This is a genomic window from Comamonas sp. CAH-2 (assembly GCF_009668305.1).
GTDB classification, from domain to species: domain Bacteria; phylum Pseudomonadota; class Gammaproteobacteria; order Burkholderiales; family Burkholderiaceae_C; genus Comamonas; species Comamonas aquatica.
Window position 1 is genome coordinate 81,832 of sequence record NZ_VSWF01000006.1, and the last position, 16,504, is coordinate 98,335.

Consider the following 16,504-nt stretch of genomic DNA (forward strand, 5'->3'; position numbering starts at 1 on the left):
GCTCTTTTTCCAAGCGATCACGCAAATGCTGTGTGCAAATTGATGAAGGAGAAAACGATGGCAACTGCAAAAAAACCGGCTGAGAAAAAGGCCACCACCGCAACCAAGACCGAAGCGCCCAAGAAGGCCGTAACCAAGGCTGCCGCACCTGCCAAGAAGGCTGCGGCACCTGCTGCCAAGAAGGCCGCCGCTCCTGCTGCCAAGAAGGCCGCGGCTCCTGCTGCCAAGAAGGCCGCGGCTCCTGCTGCCAAGAAGGCTGCAGCTCCTGCTGCCAAGAAGGCTGCAGCTCCTGCTGCCAAGAAGGCTGCAGCTCCTGCTGCCAAGAAGGCCGCTGCTCCTGCTGCCAAGAAGGCCGCCGCTCCTGCTGCCAAGAAGGCCGCCGCTCCTGCTGCCAAGAAGGCCGCCGCTCCTGCTGCCAAGAAGGCCGCTGCTCCTGCTGCCAAGAAGGCCGCCGCTCCTGCTGCCAAGAAGGCCGCCGCTCCTGCTGCCAAGAAGGCCGCGGCTCCTGCTGCCAAGAAGGCCGCGGCTCCTGCTGCCAAGAAGGCCGCGGCACCTGCTGCCAAGAAGGCCGCTGCTCCTGCTGCCAAGAAGGCCGCTGCTCCTGCTGCCAAGAAGGCCGCTGCTCCTGCTGCCAAGAAGGCCGCTGCTCCTGCTGCCAAGAAGGCTGCGGCACCTGCTGCCAAGAAGGCCGCTGCACCTGCTGCCAAGAAGGCCGCTGCGCCTGCCACGGAGACCACAGCACCTGTGGCCAAGACCGTGCTGGCACCCCAGGCTGCCTGGCCCTTCCCGACCGGCAACAAGCCTTAAAGCTTCCTGCCCTGCAGCGCCTGCTTGCTGCAGGCACCATAAAAAAACCGGCTCCTCGAAGCCGGTTTTTTTATGCCGTGCGCACAGCGGCCGGCGCCCGTACCCAGGGCCAGTCATCGCGCAGCACGATCGCATCGGCATACACCGCATCCTGCTTGCGAATCCACAAACCTGCCGCGCTTTGCTTGAGCACATCGAGCTGCGCGGACTCCCAGCGCATGGGGGCAATCACGTTGTACTGGATCTCTGGCGCAGGTGCAGCAGACTCCTGCGTGGCAGCCTCGGCTACCGGCAGGCCCTCGTCCATCCACTGCACGCCCTGCTGCGTATCCCAGCCTTGCACCACCGGGGTGAAGGCCCGCAGCTCCAGCGTCCAGACTTCGTGCTTGTGCGGGCGCAGCCAATGCAGCTTCCAGTGGTGGGGCTCGTTCTGCTGCCCGCGCGCCAGCCATTCCAGCACCAGCCAGCCGTCACCCGCATAGTGCGGGCAGACGCTGGGGCCCACACCGCACAGCACGGCCCCCGACTGCGTGACCAGCACGCCTTCGCAGCGCGCGGCTTCCGGCGCCCACTCGTTGTTCATGTGGTTGGTCAGCCCCCCCCACCACCATGCCGCATCGTGTGAGGCCGGCAGGCGCCAGACATAGTCGCCATCGGCGCAGGGGTGCTGGATCTGGCGCACCTCGCGCCAGCGCGGCAGCAGCTTCCACACGCCTTGCGCGTTCACGCCCACTTCCCGCCATTCGTACGCCGGGGTCCAGCCGGGCTTGGCCAGGTTGACCTCATCGGCCACCTGCAGCGGCCAGCGCCACAAGCCGCTGCTGGCATGGTTGCTGTTGTCCGGACCACAGCCCACCAGCACCAGCAACTGCGCCCTCCCCCGCTGCAGGTGTGGGCGCATGCGCAACACCGGCCAGTGCATCTCGATCGCATTCAGTTGCTTGCCGTCCCAGACCCAGGGCACCGGCTTGGCCCCTTGCAGTGGTGATGGCCCCCAGGGGCACAGCAGCGCCCACTGGCCATCGACCACCAGATGTTCCAGTTCCCACAAGCCGGGCAGCTGGTGCTCGCCCCACTGCACGGCATACGCCGGGGTCGCACCGGGCTCGTCCTTGGCCTCGTGCACCAGGCTCCAGCTCAGGGACTGGCCCGCCACCGGCAGGCTCTGCGCCTCCCAGTGCAAGGGGTTGTGCAGATCCCGGCGCCAGCGGAACAACCGCACCGGCAAGGGCTTGACCAGCGGGCGTCCGTCAGGCCGGTGCTGCACCCGTCCCTGCACCGCGTCTCCCACCACGCAGGCGATGCTGCGGCCATCGTGCAGGCGTTCCAGCTGCGGGGTGTCCATCTCCACACACTGCAGCAGTTCCTCGCCCTCCCAGCTCAGCGCGGGATAGCCCGCAGCTTCCTGCGGCAGGTGCAGGTTGACCGTCCAGGGCTTGCGGTCCTCCGGCATCCAGTAGGACCATTGTTGCCGGCCCAGCGCCAGGCTCCACACCCCCAGGCGCATCTTGGGCTTGTGCGCGCTGTCCGTGACCGGGTAACCATAGCTGGCGAAGGCTTGGCCATCCGGGCGCCAGACAAACGGGCTCTGGCTGTCAATCGTCCACTGCTGGGGCTCGCCATTGATCTGCAGTTGCCACTGCGGATGGAGCAAAGGCTCCAGCGGGTCGTCCAGCACCCGCAAGGAGATTGGCCAGTGGCGCTCCACGGCCACCTGGACCACGGCGTTGTCTTGCTGTGCGATCGCGGGCGGGATGGCCTGTGCCTGCACCGGCACACAATCAGCAGGGATCCACAGGTCGCACACCCCGACCAAGGCTTGTGCCTTACCGCTGACGTGCTTGGCCAGCCAGGCCTCGAAGATGCCGTCACTGAGCACATGGCGGCCTTCGGCGGCCACGCCGTTGCCCCCCTGGCTTTCACCGTTCCAGCGCGGCAGGCGCCAATGCAAATCGTCCACCAGGCTGGCTTCGGCCACGCTCATCAGCCAGCTGCAGCGGTTCTTGCGGTCCAGCAGGCGTGGTGTGGAATCCCCATACGAGCCAGTCCGAATCCAGCGGCCATCGAATGAAGTGTGAAAGTCCGACTCCCAGACATAAGGCAAGTACACCCCATCGCTGCACAGCACATCCCCGTAGATGGGCCCGCCCATGCCACGCTCGCCGCGCATGCGGAACTTCACATCGCTGTCCGGCGGAGGTGGCGGCTCGGGCTCCATGGCCACGGCGGCTGCGGGCAATGGCTTGGCTCGCTGCGGTGCAGGCTGGCGCGGGCCCCGGCTTCGCACCCACCACAGCAGCAACGCCAGTATTGCCAAAATAATGAACAAAACTTGCATCCCTGCATGCTAACCAAGCTCACCGGTTTCAGCGTCTAAGTTGTTACACAAACCGGCATAAAAAAAGCAGCCCTGGGGCTGCTTGTCGGTGACAGTCATGCTCACGTCAGTTTGAAGAACGAGACCGAGCGCTGCAAACGCTGGGCGTTCGTGTTCAGCTGTTCCGCAGAACCCGTGGACTGTTCTACCAGGGCGGCGTTCTGCTGGGTCATGGAATCCAGGTTGGCCACGGCTTCGTTGACCTGGGCAATGCCCTGCGATTGCTCGCGCGTGGCCAGGCTGATTTCACGCACCAGGTGGCTGACGCGTTCCACAGCCTCGACCATGCCGTCAATCGTTTTGCCGGCCGCCTGCATGCGCGCATTGCCGTCGTTGATGCCATCCACGGTCTGGTGGATCAGCACGCTGATTTCCTTGGCCGCCGAGGCACTGCGCTGGGCCAGGGCGCGCACTTCGCCCGCCACCACGGCAAAGCCACGGCCCTGCTCGCCGGCACGGGCCGCTTCCACGGCCGCGTTCAAGGCCAGCAGATTGGTCTGGAAGGCGATGCTTTCGATCACACTGATGATTTCGCTCATGCGGGTCGACGATGCGCGGATACGCTCCATGGCCCCGCCAACATCCTGGATGGCCTGTCCGCTGCGCCCCACGACGGTCTTGCTCTGGTTGCTTTCCTGCTCCATTTGCTGGGCGGTCTCGGCCGTTTGCAGCACCGTGCCGGCGATCTCTTCCATCGACGCGGCCGTCTGCTGCAGGCTGGACGATTGCGACTCCGTGCGCTTGGCCAGGTCCAGGCTGGCGTGCGCCATCTCCTTGGACATGTCGTTGAAGCCCTGGACCTCCGTCAGCACGTCACCGACCACCGCATGCAGATTGATCTGGATCTGTTGCAGGCGGGCCATCAGGGTGCCCACGCTGCCGGTGTAGTTGTGGCTGCAGGTACTCGACAGGTTGCAGCTGGCCATCTGGGCCGCCCAGGCACTGGCCTGCTCGATGCCGCGCACACAGCGCGACTCGAAACGCCAGGCCACCCAGGCACCGCCCAACAGCAGCACCGCCAGGCGCGTGCCCCAGGCCGCCACGCCCTGCCAGCCCAGCACATCGGGCAGCAGGGTCAGTGCCGCCACGGTGGCCAGCATCAGCACCATGCGCGCCAGCAGGCCGACATCGCTGCGCTGCGCCCACAGGCCGCGCCAGCCCAGACGGCGTACTTCCCCGGCACGCAGGCGCATGGTTTCGGCACCTGCCTGGGCTTCCTGGTTCATCTGCGCATACAGCGCCTCGGCCGCCTGGATGTCCTGGACCGCCGGCTTGGTGCGCACCGACAGATAGCCCTGGGGCCGGCCCCCTTCCATGATGGGTGTGACGTTGGCGCGCACCCAGTAGTGGTCGCCGTTCTTGCGGCGGTTCTTCACGATCCCCGTCCAGGGGTAGCCGTTGCCGATCGTGCGCCACATGTCCTTGAACGCCCCCTCGGGCATGTCCGGGTGGCGGATCAGGTTGTGTGGCTGCCCAATGAGCTCCTCATACACATAGCCACTCACACGCACAAACGCCGGGTTGCAGTGCGTGATCTCGCCCTTGGTATTGGTCACCGATACCAGCAGTTCATCGCCCGGAAAGTCGTAATTGTTTTGGGTAACGGGGAAATTCGCTCGCACGCTGTCTCTCCAAACTAGCTGACACAACCTGCGCCCGTGCACATTGATTTGCCATAAGCAAACCACGGCCGCGCGCAAGAAAACCTCACATCATCGCACAGCCAGGTTGCAGTTGCTCACAATTGCCATGTTTTTAAGCACCAAACCAGTGCACACCCTCACGGACACCATCGGCGCGGGCTAAAACAGCGGCAGCGACAGCGGATCGGCGCTGCCCCCGGGGGGACGGCGCGCACCAGGCAACGGTGGTCCATCGGCCTGGTGCGTCTGGGCATCCCAGTGCACCAGGCTGCCCACGCGCACCCCCAGCAAGCGAATGCTCTGGGCCAGTGGCACGCGCTTGAGGCACTGCCCGGCAATGCGGCGGATCGTGGCGGCATCCTGGGTGTAGTGCTCCACCGTCACCTCGCGCGTCACGCTCTTGAAGTTGGCGTAGCGCAGCTTCACGCCCACCGTGCGGCCGGCATAGCCCTTGCGCTGCAGGTCCTCGGCCACGCGTTCGCACAGGCGCGTGAAGATGGCGCCCAACTCCGCCTTGTCCTCGCGCACATGCAGGTCGCGCTCGAAGGTGGTTTCACGGCTCATGCTGACCGGCTCGCTGTGCGTGACCACCGGGCGATCGTCCAGCCCGTGCGACACCGCATGCAGCCAGGCCCCATACGATTTGCCGAAATGCTGCACCAGCCAGGGCAGGCTGCAGGCGGCCAGCTCGCCAATCCGCTGGATGCCCAGTTGCTCCAGCCGGGCACCGGCTTTGGGACCGATGCCATTGATCTTGCGGCACGGCAAGGGCCAGATGCGCGTGGCCAGGTCCTGCGGCTGGACGATGGAAATGCCCTGGGGTTTTTCGAATTCGCTGGCCATCTTGGCCAGCAGCTTGTTGGGGGCCACCCCCACTGAGCAGGTCAAGCCCGTCTCGGCGCGGATGGCGGCCTGGATGCGCGCGGCCAGCACGCGCCCACCCTCGTCCTGGCCGCCGGGGACCTCAGTGAAGTCGATGTAGACCTCGTCCACACCGCGGTCCTCCATCAGCGGCGCCATCGAAAGGATGACCTGCTTGAAGGCGCGCGAGAACTGGCGGTAGCGCGCGAAGTCGATGGGCAGCAGGATGGCCTGCGGGCACAGGCGTGCGGCCTTCATCATGCCCATGGCCGAGCCCACGCCGAACTGCCGCGCCGGGTAGGTGGCCGTGGTGATCACGCCGCGCCCCACATAGCCGCCCAGGCGCGGAAAAGCCTCGACAGGGATGGCCGCCAGCGTGCCCCAGCGGTCCAGCAGGGCCTGTTCATGCTCGGGCGTGTGGCGCCCGCCACCGATCACCACCGGCAGGCCCTGCAGCTGCGGGTAGCGCAGCAGTTCCACGGACGCAAAGAAGGCGTCCATGTCCAGATGGGCGATACGGCGGGGCAGGTCGGCAGGGCTCACCGCCCTATTGTCGCCAGAGTTTCAGACCCCTTGCAGGCAGATCAGCACCAGGCCCAGCACCATCAGCGCCATGCCCAGCAGCTCGGTGCGGTTGAACTGCTCGCTGAGCATGCGGCGCGACACCAGGTAGCTGAAGACCACCTCCACCATGCCCAGGGTGCGCACCGCCGCCGCACTTTGCATGGCATAGGCGGTGAACCAGGCCAGCGAGGCCGCCGCCCCCATGGAGCCGGCCAGCAGCGAGATGCGCCAGGCTCGGAAGATAGGCCGGATGCCCTGCGGCGTCTTGAAGGCCACCCAGGCCCCCAGCACGATGCTTTGCAGGGTCTGGGCCACCAGCACGCCCCAGGCCCCCGACAGCCACGGCGTCTGCGCCTGCAGCGCCAGCGCACCGCCGCGAAAGCCGATGACCGCAATCGCAAAGCACGCGCCGCAAGCCAGGCCGTACAGCGCCGACTTGCTGAACCAGGCCTGCAGCGACAGCAGTTGCCCGCGCGGCGGCAGCGACAGCAGCAGCACACCGACGGTGGCAATCACCATGGCCGCCAGTGCCAGGGCCGTGGGCAACTCGTGCAGGAACACGGCCCCGAACAGGGCGACCTGCAGGATCTCGGTCTTGGACAGCGTGACCGCCACGGCGAAATTGCGTTCCTTCATGGCCAGCAGCAGCGCCGCCGTGGCCGCCACCTGGAACACCGCGCCCAGCGTGATCCAGCCCAGGTAGGCGGCGCTGAAGTGCGGCAGCGCCGGAGGCTGCGTCGGCAATACGTACAGCAGCAACAGGAACACAGCGGCAAACGGCAGACCGTACAGAAAGCGCACCAGCGTGGCGGGCAGCGTGCCCAGCTGCTGGGTCAGGCTGCGCTGGGCCGTGTTGCGCACGGTCTGGGCCAGGGCCGCAAACAGGGTGATGGGCACCCACAGCCACATCCAGGAAACAAGCGATTCAGACATGGGCTGGCAGCATACGGCGCGCGGGCCAGGGCGTCTCGCGCCGATTGGCGACGGCGGGCACAGCCAGCAACGACAGATAAAAAAGAAGCGGCTGACGCCTGTCAAACCTTGGTTTCAGATGCTTTTGACATTGAAGTCCAGTCTGCACGAGCGCCAGCCGCTCTGTTTTTTCAATACGCCCACCCACCTGCCACGCTGCGCGGCAGGTACCGGCGCACGGCTCAGCCGCGGTCGTGCCAGGGCTGGGGGTAGGTGCCGGGCAGCAGGATGTCGGTGCCCACGTTGTTGATGTTGGTGTGGCCACAGAAGGCCATGGTGGTGTCCAGCTCCTTCTGGATGATCTGCAGCGCGCGGGTCACGCCGTCCTGGCCAAAGGCCCCCAGGCCGTACAGGAAGCTGCGCCCGATCAGGGTGCCCTGGGCGCCCAGCGCGCGCGCCTTGAGCACGTCCTGGCCGCTGCGGATGCCGCCGTCCATCCACACTTCGATGTCCTTGCCCACGGCCTGTGCAATCGCGGGCAGGGCCTCGATGGACGACGGCGCGCCATCCAGCTGGCGGCCGCCGTGGTTGCTGACGATCAGCGCGTCCGCACCGCTTTGCGCGGCCAGGCGGGCGTCTTCCACATCCATGATGCCCTTGAGGATGAGCTTGCCGCCCCAGCGCTTTTTGATCCACTCCACGTCGCCCCAGTTCAGGCGCGGGTCAAACTGGTCGGCCGTCCACGACGACAGCGAGGACATGTCGCCCACGCCGTCCACATGGCCGACGATGTTGCCGAAGCTGCGCCGCCGCGTGCCCAGCATGCCCAGGCACCAGCGGGGCTTGGTGGCCAGGTTGATCAGGTTGGCCAGCGTGGGCTTGGGCGGGGTCGACAGGCCGTTCTTGATGTCCTTGTGGCGCTGGCCCAGGATCTGCAGGTCCAGCGTCAATTGCAGCGCCGAGCAGTTGGCCGCCTTGGCGCGGTCGATCAGGCGCTCCATGAAGCCGCGGTCGCGCATCACGTACAGCTGGAACCAGAAGGGATGGCGGTCGGTGTGGGTGGCAATGTCTTCCAGCGAACAAATGCTCATGGTCGACAGCGTGAAGGGGATGCCGAAGGCCTTGGCCGCCTTGGCCGCCAGGATCTCGCCATCCGCGTGCTGCATGCCCGTCAGGCCCGTGGGCGCGATCGCCACCGGCATGGCCACATCCTGGCCGACCATGGTGGTGCGCGTGCTGCGCCCTTCCATGTTCACCGCCACGCGCTGGCGCAGCTTGATCTTCTGGAACTCTGCCTCGTTGGCACGGTAAGTGCCCTGGGTGTACGAGCCCGAATCGGCATAGTCATAGAACATGCGCGGCACGCGGCGCTTGGCGATCACGCGCAGGTTTTCAATACAGGTTATTTTGGACAGGTCAGCCACAGGTCAGCCCTTCTTCATTCAGTCATTGCAGTCATGGCGCATATCGTAGTGCGTCGTCATGCACTCCAAGCCCTGCCACCACCCAGCCTGGGCATGCACACCGTGCGCAAGCAAGATGGCGAAAAGTGTGGCTTACGCCTTGGGGCCGACGACCCCCTGTGCGGCGACTTCCGCCCGCGCCAGCAACGCAGCCTCTGCGTGGACCTGGTACAAGCGAATCTGGTGGCGCCCGGCCTGCTTGGACGCGTACATCGCCGTATCGGCACAGTGCAGCAGCGCATCCCACTGCAGGGCATGGTCGGGGTACAGCGCCACACCACCGCTGGCGTGCAGCACCTTCTCGACCATGGAGCAAAGGGCGCTTGTTTTTAAGCAGCCAATCATCCGGGACTTGACACTTAGATGCAGCGCAATGCCTGTGCTGCATTTTTTAAACGCTGCATTACCGAAAGCCATCGATGGGGTGCCAAAGCGGGCTTATGCAATCGCACTCCCTACGTGTGGATAAGCGTTGAACTTGCACACCGATTGGTATGACCAATCAACAAAAAACAAGGGTAAACCACGAAAAAACAGACAAAAACCGTTAAATAGAGTCCATTCAATGACTTTTACAATCTGCACCTCAACTTTAAATAATATTGGTGCGACCAATTAAAACCATGCAAAGGTGACGTGGCATTCATAAGCCACGCGCCCGTGCGCAGCCACCCTTGGAGACATCACACATGAATATTGGACACACGCTTTTAGCCCTCACCCCGATTGCGGTGGTGTTTCTTTTGATGGTGGTTTTAGGGCGGTCGGCCAAACTCTCCATGAGTTCGGCCTACTTGGTCACAGCATTGCTGGCACTGTTTGTGTGGCAGGCGCCCGGTGCGGTAATCGCGGCCGCCACCATCAATGGGGTAGTGACGGCCACCACCTTGCTGTTTATCGTTTTCGGTGCAGTGTTGCTGCTCAACACCCTCAAAGAAAGCGGTGCACTGCTGGCCATTCGCCAAGGCTTCATGGATGTCTCTCCAGACCGCCGCGTGCAAGTCATCATCGTGGCGTGGCTGTTTGGTTCGCTGATTGAAGGCTCGTCGGGCTTTGGCACGCCTTCTGCCGTGGGCGCTCCTTTGCTGCTGGCCCTGGGCTTCCCAGCCATGGCTGCGGTCATGGCGGTGCTGGTCATCCAGTCCACCCCTGTGTCCTTTGGCGCGGTAGGTACCCCCATGCTGGTGGGCGTGCGTTCGGGCATTGACAACAAGACCGATGTGGCGCAATTGCTGGCCCCCATGCAGCCGCTGGAGTACCTGCAGCAAATCGTGGAAAACGTGGCCATGGTTCACGCGCTGGTGGGTTTCGTGATTCCGCTGATTCTGTGCGGCATGCTCACCCGCTTCTTCGGTGCCCAACAATCCTTCACCGAAGGCCTCAAGGCTTGGAAATTTGCACTGTTTGCCGGCGTGGCCTTCACCCTGCCCTACTACCTGATTGCCCGCGTATTAGGCCCTGAGTTCCCCTCGATGGTCGGTGCACTGGTGGGTCTGGTCATCGTGATCAGCGCTGCCAAAAAAGGCTTTTTGGTTCCCAAACAAAGCTTTGACTTTCCTCCCCGTGCAGCGTGGGAGCAAAAGTGGCTGGGCACCGTCTCTAACGATGCTGACAGCTCTGCGACCAGCGCTGCCAAGTTCTCGGTACTGCGTGCGTTTTCTCCCTATGTGCTGGTGGTTGCCCTGCTGATCCTCACCCGCACCGTGGCACCGCTGAAGGCCTTTTTGACCGGCCCTTTGACCACGCTAAAGATTCCTGCGCTGTTTGGCACCAATATTTCGCCCTCGGCACAGTTCCTGTACTCGCCCGGTTTCATCCTGATCCTGGCATCGCTGGCCTGTATCTTGATCTTCAGCATGAAGCAAGGCCAATATGGTCGCGCTGTGAAGTCTTCCGCACACACCATGGTGGAGGCGGCACCCGCCCTGCTGCTGGCCGTGCCGATGGTGCAGGTGTTCATCAATTCCGCATCGGCTGACGGCTCCATGCTGAGCATGCCTTTGGTGCTGGCACAGGGTGCCGCGGCCCTGGCCGGCAATGCATGGCCCAACGTGTCGCCTTGGGTGGGTAGCCTGGGTGCATTCATTGCAGGCTCCAACACCGTCAGCAACATGATGTTCGCGTACTTCCAGTTCTCTACGGCACAGCAAATTGCCCTGAATCTGGACCAGTCCGCCGTCGTCGTGGCATTGCAGGCTGTGGGAGGTGCTGCAGGCAACATGATTTGCGTGCACAACGTGGTCGCTGCGGGCGCTGTGGTGGGCATGATGAACCGCGAAGGTGAAGTGATCCGCAAGACTTTGGTTCCTATGGCCTACTACTGCATCCAAGCGGGCTTGATTGGCCAAGCGCTCATCACCGGTAGCCTGGGTTGGTGGATGGCTGCTGCCGTGTGGCTGGTGGTGGTGCTGGTGGCCCTGTCGATGACCAAGGGCAAGCCTTTGGCAGCTAGCGCGCACCAAGGCCAAAACCTGGCCGCTGCGCGCTAAAGCAGCTGCCTCGGCTATCTCGACAGGACCAACGAATTCGCTGTGGGCGTTATGGACAGAGTCAGCAACATGCGAATTTCCGATCAGATAGCCGGGCAGCTCCACACCCTCATTCAGCAGCGCAAGCTGCAGCCCGGCCAGCGTCTGCCCGCCGAGCGGCAACTGGCCGAAGATCTGGGTGTGTCGCGCACCGCACTGCGCGAAGCCATTCAAAAACTCTCCAGCCGCGGCTTGCTGGAGAGCCGTGTCGGGGCTGGCACCTTTGTGCAAACCCCACCCAGCCAGCCCAACTGGCATGAACAGGTCATCTCCCCGCTGGTTCCCCTGATGCGCGATGACCCCCAGTACCGCTACGATGTACTGGAAACCCGCCAAAGCTTGGAAGTCAGCACCGCCTGGCATGCGGCCCAGCGCGCAACCGCCCAGGACAAGACGCGCATTCAGCGCAGCTTTGACGCTTTGCTGCACTACCAGCACCTGCAAGATACCGAAGCCTCTGCGAATGCCGATGCGCAGTTCCATCTGGCGATTGCGGAGGCTTCCCACAATGCCGTCATCGTGCAAGTCATGCGCAGCCTGTTTGAGCTGATGCTCAACACCGTGGCCGAAAACCGCCGCCTGATGTTTGTGCATGACAACACCAAAGTGCTGGAGCAATTGACGCAACAGCACTACCAGCTCATGCAAGCCATTTTGAATGGCGAGCCGGAGCAAGCCCGCAGCGTGATCAGCGATCACCTGAATTTTGTCCACGACAAACTCACCCAAGCCGATGCAGACACGGCCCGGCTGCAGCGCCTGGGACGCCTTTCACCTTCTGTTGCGACCTCGTCATGATTATTTCCTCCACCACCGACTACCGTGCTGCGGCACAAAAGCGTTTGCCTCCGTTTCTGTTTCACTACATTGACGGTGGTGCTTATGCAGAAAAAACGCTGGCCCGCAACGTGGATGACTTGGCCAACGTGGCCCTGCGCCAACGCGTGCTCAAAGACATGAGCCAGCTGGACACCAGCATTGAGCTGTTTGGCGAAAAGCTATCGCTGCCCGTCACGCTAGCCCCCGTCGGCTTGACGGGCATGTTCGCACGCCGCGGTGAAGTGCAGGCCGCCATGGCCGCTGACCAAAAAGGCATTCCCTTCACGATGTCCAGCGTCTCGGTCTGCCCGATCGAGGAAGTCGCCCCCAAGCTCAAACGCCCCATGTGGTTCCAGCTGTACGTGCTCAAAGACCGCGGCTTCATGAAAAACGCGTTGGAGCGTGCGCAGGCGGCCGGCGTTTCCACCCTGGTGTTCACGGTCGACATGCCCGTGCCGGGAGCGCGCTACCGCGACGCACACTCCGGCATGAGCGGCCCCAACGCGGCCATGCGCCGCTATGTGCAGTCGGTGCTGCACCCACAGTGGGCGCTGGACGTGGGCCTGCTGGGCCGTCCGCACACCCTGGGCAACATCTCCACTTACATGGGCAAAAACGTCAGCCTGGAAGACTACATGGGCTACCTGGGGGCCAACTTTGACCCCTCCATCTCCTGGAAAGACCTGGAATGGATTCGTGACTCCTGGAAGGGGCCCATGGTCATCAAGGGCATTCTGGACGCGGAAGATGCCAAGGATGCCGTGCGCTTTGGTGCCGACGGCATCATCGTCTCCAACCACGGCGGCCGCCAGCTCGATGGCGTGCTGTCTTCGGCCAGCGCCCTGCCCGCAATTGCTGACGCGGTCAAAGGCCAGATCAAGATCTTGGCCGACTCGGGCATCCGCAACGGGCTGGACATTGTGCGCATGCTGGCCCTGGGCGCAGACTGCACCATGATTGGCCGCGCTTTCATCTACGCACTGGCCGCCGAAGGCGGCGCCGGCGTGACCAACTTGCTGAACCTGCTGGAAAAAGAAATGCGCGTGGCCATGACGCTGACCAGCGTGAAAAACGTGGCCGAGATCACCGGCGACTTGCTGGTGCGCGAGCGCTGATTCTCTGCGCCCGATTGGGCCGCCCCACGCCTTCAGCGCGAACGTGCTGAAGATGCAGGTGAAGGTGCCACCTGTTGTGGCTGGCGGGCCCCTGCACCGCGCACTTCCAGCTCCACACTGTCTTGCAACTGGCCTGCGGCATCCCACAGCTCCAGCCGGTGGCGCCCCGGCCAAGGCAACCAAGCCACAGGGCTGCCACGCCCCAGCTCCTGGCGCACGGTTTCCCCGTGCGGCTGGCGCGTCACCAACTGCCAGCGCAGCCCCTGCGGCTGCCAACCGGCGCTGCCCGCCCCCATAGGCCGGGCCTGCAGCTGCAGCCGCTGGTGCTGGGGTGGAATGTCGGGGTCCAGCGCCAAAATGGTGCCGCTGACCGGCTGCGCAATCTGGGCATGAACGACAGGCAACACATTTTTGATAGCTGCTTGCGCTTGATTCTTAGTCTTTTCAGATACTTTCATACCTGAATTGCTTGAATCACGAGCGATAGCAGATTCACTTTCTATAGCAAACACCGGCTGCTGCGTTCCCTCCAGAAACCACTCCTTGCGTCCCGGCTCTAGCGCCGCAGCACCCGCAGCCGCCACAAATTGCACCGCCTGCTGGCGCAAGCCTGGGGGCGCAGGCGGCGCACGGCTGGGCAGCCGCGCATGCAGCGCGGCCATGATGTCGGCCCAGATGGGCGCTGCACCGCTGCTGCCACTGACGCCATGCATGGCTTCGCCCGAGGCATTGCCCACCCACACGCCCACGGTGTAGCGCTGCGACCAGCCCAGGGCCCAGTTGTCGCGCATGTCCTTGCTGGTGCCCGTCTTCACGGCCGTCCAGAAACGCGTGGCCAGCACGCTGTCCAGCCCGAAAGTGGCGGCGCGCGCCTGGTGGTCGGCCAGCACATCACCGACGATGAAGGCCGAGGCCGCCGACACCACCGGCTGGCCCACCGGGGCTGGCTGCGGCGTCCGCGGCAGGCGCGGTGCGGCCACCTCCGACCAGCGCCCGCCGTTGGCCAGGGCGCGGTAGGCGTTGGTCAGGTGCAGCAGCGGCACTTCGGCGCTGCCCAGCGCCAGGCTGTAGCCGTAAAAGCCCGCGCTCTCGCGCAGGGGCAGGCCCAGCCAGCGCAACTGGTGGAAGAAGGCGTCCGGCGTCACCATCACCAGGGTGCGCACGGCGGGCACGTTCAGCGACCCCGCCAGGGCCGAGCGCACGGACACCCAGCCCTTGAACTTGCGATCGTAGTTCTGCGGGATGTACAGGCCGGACGGCGTGGCGATGTGCGCGGGCGAGTCCTCCAGCAAGGACGCTGCCGTCACCCGCCCTTCCTGCAGCGCCTGGGCATACAGGAAAGGCTTGAGCGTGGAGCCCGGCTGGCGCCAGGCCAGCACCCCATCCACCTCGGCGGCCTGGCTCAGCCCGCCCGACGAGCCCACCCAGGCCAGCACCTGGCCGCTGGCGTTGTCCAGCACCAGCACGGCGCCGTCCTCGACATTGCGGCCCTGCAGCTCACGCAGGTGGCGCTGCAGGCTTTCGACCGCCAGGCGCTGCACCGGGGCACTGACGGTGGTCGTCACCCGGGCGGACGGGGCCTGCGCTGCCTCGCGCTGCGACTGCCAGACGCGCTGGGCCCAGTGCGGGGCCAGGCCCTCGCTGGCCGGCCACAGCCGCGCACGCAGGCTCTGCTGCGTGCGCCATTCGATGGCACCGCAGTCTGCGGCCGGCGGCGCGGCACGCGACTCCCAGGCCTGCATGTCCTGCCAGACCCCGCAGGCCCGCTGGGCCACCACTTCGGGGCTGGCGTTCGGGCCCCGCACCAGGGCGGCGGCAATCGCGGCCTCGACCGCATCCAGGCCGTGCGCGGCCTTGCCAAACAGGCTGCGACTGAGCGCATCAATGCCCACCAACTCGCCCCGGAAGGGCAGCAGGTTCAGGTAGGCCTCCAGGATCTGGTCCTTGCGCCACTGGCGCTCCAGCTGCGTGGCGGCCACGGCCTGGCCCAGCTTCTGCCCCACGCTGCGGCCCTGGTTGCTGGCGCGCCAGTCCTCGTCCAGCAAGCCGGCCAGCTGCATGGTGATGGTGCTGGCCCCGCGCGTGCGGCGGTGCCACAGCTGGCCCCAGGCCGCGGCCGACACGGCCTTCCAGTCCACGCCGCTGTGGGCATAGAAGCGCTTGTCCTCGCTGACCAGCAGGGCCAGGCGCAGCGCGGGCGAGGTATCGCTGAGCGCCACCCACTGGCCACGGCGCACCTGCATGTCGGTGCGCAGGCGCTGCAGCAGCTCGCCCTCGCGCGACAGGATGTAGGTTTCCGAAGGCTGAAAGCTGCGGCGCACCTCTTGCGGGCTGGGCAGGGCCTGGGCCACCAGCGGCACCAGCAGGCAGCCCAGCCAGAGCAGGCTGCGGCGGCAGGCCTTGAGGCTGCGCGGCAGCCCCTGCAGTCCGGAACTACGCACCGAGGACAACGCGCACGGGCTGGTGGTCCGACGCCTGGTTCTGGCCATCCACGTCCAGGCTGCGCACCTGCGCGCGCAGGCTGTCGCTGAGCCAGACGAAATCGCAGGCCACGGGATCGGGGCCATAGGTCCGGTCAAACAGCTTGAAGGTGGGCGGCTGGGGGGCCTGGGGCGACAGCACCCGCCAGGCATCGTGCCAGCGGGCCCCCACGACCTGTTCGGGCCAGCCGGCATCCAGGCATTCGATCACGCCCGCCTGGGAGCCCATGGCTTCGTACTCAGGCTCATGGGCCTCGAAATTGAAATCCCCGCAGAGCACCGCATGCGGCGTGTGGGCCTTGGTCTGGAAGGGCGAGCCATCCTGCGCGGGCTGTGGCGCCCAGCACAGCTGCGACAGCGCCTCCAGGTGCAGGCGGCGCAGGTAGCGCACCTGCGACATGCGCTGGCGCTTGGAGTAGTACTCCAGGTGCGTCGTCAGCACGCGCACGGCGCCCAGCTGCGGGTCCTGCACCGTGACCTGGGTGCACATGCGGGGCATGCTGCGCACGCCCGCGTCGGCCGGATAAGGCAAGGGGTAGTGCTGCACCTGCAGCACCGGCAGGCGCGTGGCGATCAGGTTGCCAAAGCGCTGGCGGCCGGCCGGCGTCCATTCGTCCACGGCCGCGCCAAAGAAGATCTGCCAGTCCGGCAGCAGGGCCTGCAGCTGCGCCACCTGGTCGCCGGGCTGGCCTGCCAGCTGCGGGTAGTTCACCGCGATTTCCTGCAGGCAGAGCACATCGCAGGGACCCAGGGCCTGCACCGCCTGCACGATGCGCGCAGGATCGGAACGCCCATCCAGGCCACAGCACCATTGGGTATTCCAGGTCACTAAATGCATGATGATCTCTCTGTCGGCAATCTGTCGTCGGCCGCTGGCGGGCGGTGCACCGTCCGGGCCCTGGCCACAGGCCGGGCGCGGGCACGCCCCTTGGCGG

At 65.1% G+C, this 16,504-nt stretch carries 12 protein-coding genes; 4 read left to right on the forward strand and 8 right to left on the reverse strand.

Annotated features, from left to right (window positions below; all coding sequences use genetic code 11):
• Positions 1–57 precede the first annotated feature (57 nt).
• Positions 58–807, forward strand: a complete 750-nt coding sequence (locus tag FYM52_RS06225) for a hypothetical protein (RefSeq protein WP_154163468.1) — start codon at positions 58–60, stop codon at positions 805–807.
• A gap of 70 nt (positions 808–877) precedes the next feature.
• Here the strand turns inward: FYM52_RS06225 and FYM52_RS06230 are convergent, their stop codons facing one another.
• From FYM52_RS06230 to FYM52_RS06255, 6 genes are all read right to left on the reverse strand, one after another.
• Positions 878–3,136, reverse strand: coding sequence for a hypothetical protein (locus FYM52_RS06230; RefSeq protein ID WP_238826144.1), 2,259 nt, complete (start codon positions 3,134–3,136; stop codon positions 878–880).
• Between the two features lie 110 nt (positions 3,137–3,246).
• A complete protein-coding gene (locus FYM52_RS06235) occupies positions 3,247–4,806 on the reverse strand; it encodes a PAS domain-containing methyl-accepting chemotaxis protein (RefSeq protein ID WP_162524662.1) in 1,560 nt (519 codons plus the stop codon).
• A 180-nt stretch (positions 4,807–4,986) separates the two neighbouring features.
• Entirely contained in the window at positions 4,987–6,189 is a 1,203-nt protein-coding gene (dinB, locus tag FYM52_RS06240; RefSeq protein ID WP_154163497.1) for a DNA polymerase IV, read from the reverse strand.
• A 63-nt stretch (positions 6,190–6,252) separates the two neighbouring features.
• On the reverse strand, positions 6,253–7,185 hold the full coding sequence (locus FYM52_RS06245) for a DMT family transporter (RefSeq protein ID WP_154163471.1): 933 nt from the start codon (positions 7,183–7,185) through the stop codon (positions 6,253–6,255).
• 221 nt (positions 7,186–7,406) lie between these two features.
• Positions 7,407–8,588: an alpha-hydroxy acid oxidase gene (locus tag FYM52_RS06250; RefSeq protein ID WP_162524663.1), complete on the reverse strand. Its 1,182-nt coding sequence runs from the start codon at positions 8,586–8,588 to the stop codon at positions 7,407–7,409.
• A 132-nt stretch (positions 8,589–8,720) separates the two neighbouring features.
• A complete protein-coding gene (locus FYM52_RS06255; protein ID WP_154163472.1) occupies positions 8,721–9,044 on the reverse strand; it encodes a diguanylate cyclase domain-containing protein in 324 nt (107 codons plus the stop codon).
• 272 nt (positions 9,045–9,316) lie between these two features.
• On the opposite strand from FYM52_RS06255, the gene FYM52_RS06260 reads away from it, so the two are divergent.
• The 3 genes from FYM52_RS06260 (at position 9,317) to lldD (ending at position 13,089) form a co-directional block, all read left to right on the forward strand.
• Positions 9,317–11,116, forward strand: coding sequence for an L-lactate permease (locus FYM52_RS06260; protein ID WP_154163473.1), 1,800 nt, complete (start codon positions 9,317–9,319; stop codon positions 11,114–11,116).
• 69 nt (positions 11,117–11,185) lie between these two features.
• Positions 11,186–11,953 carry a transcriptional regulator LldR gene (lldR, locus tag FYM52_RS06265; RefSeq protein ID WP_154163474.1) on the forward strand — a complete coding sequence of 256 codons (768 nt, stop codon included), beginning with the start codon at positions 11,186–11,188 and terminating at the stop codon, positions 11,951–11,953.
• Positions 11,950–13,089, forward strand: a complete 1,140-nt coding sequence (gene lldD, locus FYM52_RS06270) for an FMN-dependent L-lactate dehydrogenase LldD (RefSeq protein WP_043380699.1) — start codon at positions 11,950–11,952, stop codon at positions 13,087–13,089. The genes lldR and lldD overlap by 4 nt, the downstream gene beginning before the upstream one ends.
• A gap of 32 nt (positions 13,090–13,121) precedes the next feature.
• On the opposite strand, the gene pbpC is transcribed toward lldD, so the two are convergent.
• The gene (gene pbpC / locus FYM52_RS06275) at positions 13,122–15,578 is read right to left on the reverse strand and encodes a penicillin-binding protein 1C (RefSeq protein ID WP_154163475.1); all 2,457 of its coding nucleotides are present in this window, start codon (positions 15,576–15,578) and stop codon (positions 13,122–13,124) included.
• Positions 15,523–16,407, reverse strand: a complete 885-nt coding sequence (locus FYM52_RS06280; protein ID WP_154163476.1) for an endonuclease/exonuclease/phosphatase family protein — start codon at positions 16,405–16,407, stop codon at positions 15,523–15,525. Before FYM52_RS06280 ends, pbpC begins: the two co-directional genes overlap by 56 nt.
• Positions 16,408–16,504: the final 97 nt, after the last annotated feature.

Coding starts and splice junctions, on each gene's coding strand:
- FYM52_RS06225 (WP_154163468.1), top strand. CDS start 58: ATGGCAACTGCAAAAAAACCGGCTGAGAAAAAGGCCACCACCGCAACC.
- dinB (WP_154163497.1), bottom strand. CDS start 6,189: ATGGACGCCTTCTTTGCGTCCGTGGAACTGCTGCGCTACCCGCAGCTG.
- FYM52_RS06245 (WP_154163471.1), bottom strand. CDS start 7,185: ATGTCTGAATCGCTTGTTTCCTGGATGTGGCTGTGGGTGCCCATCACC.
- FYM52_RS06255 (WP_154163472.1), bottom strand. CDS start 9,044: ATGGCTTTCGGTAATGCAGCGTTTAAAAAATGCAGCACAGGCATTGCG.
- FYM52_RS06260 (WP_154163473.1), top strand. CDS start 9,317: ATGAATATTGGACACACGCTTTTAGCCCTCACCCCGATTGCGGTGGTG.
- lldR (WP_154163474.1), top strand. CDS start 11,186: ATGCGAATTTCCGATCAGATAGCCGGGCAGCTCCACACCCTCATTCAG.
- lldD (WP_043380699.1), top strand. CDS start 11,950: ATGATTATTTCCTCCACCACCGACTACCGTGCTGCGGCACAAAAGCGT.
- pbpC (WP_154163475.1), bottom strand. CDS start 15,578: ATGGCCAGAACCAGGCGTCGGACCACCAGCCCGTGCGCGTTGTCCTCG.
- FYM52_RS06280 (WP_154163476.1), bottom strand. CDS start 16,407: ATGCATTTAGTGACCTGGAATACCCAATGGTGCTGTGGCCTGGATGGG.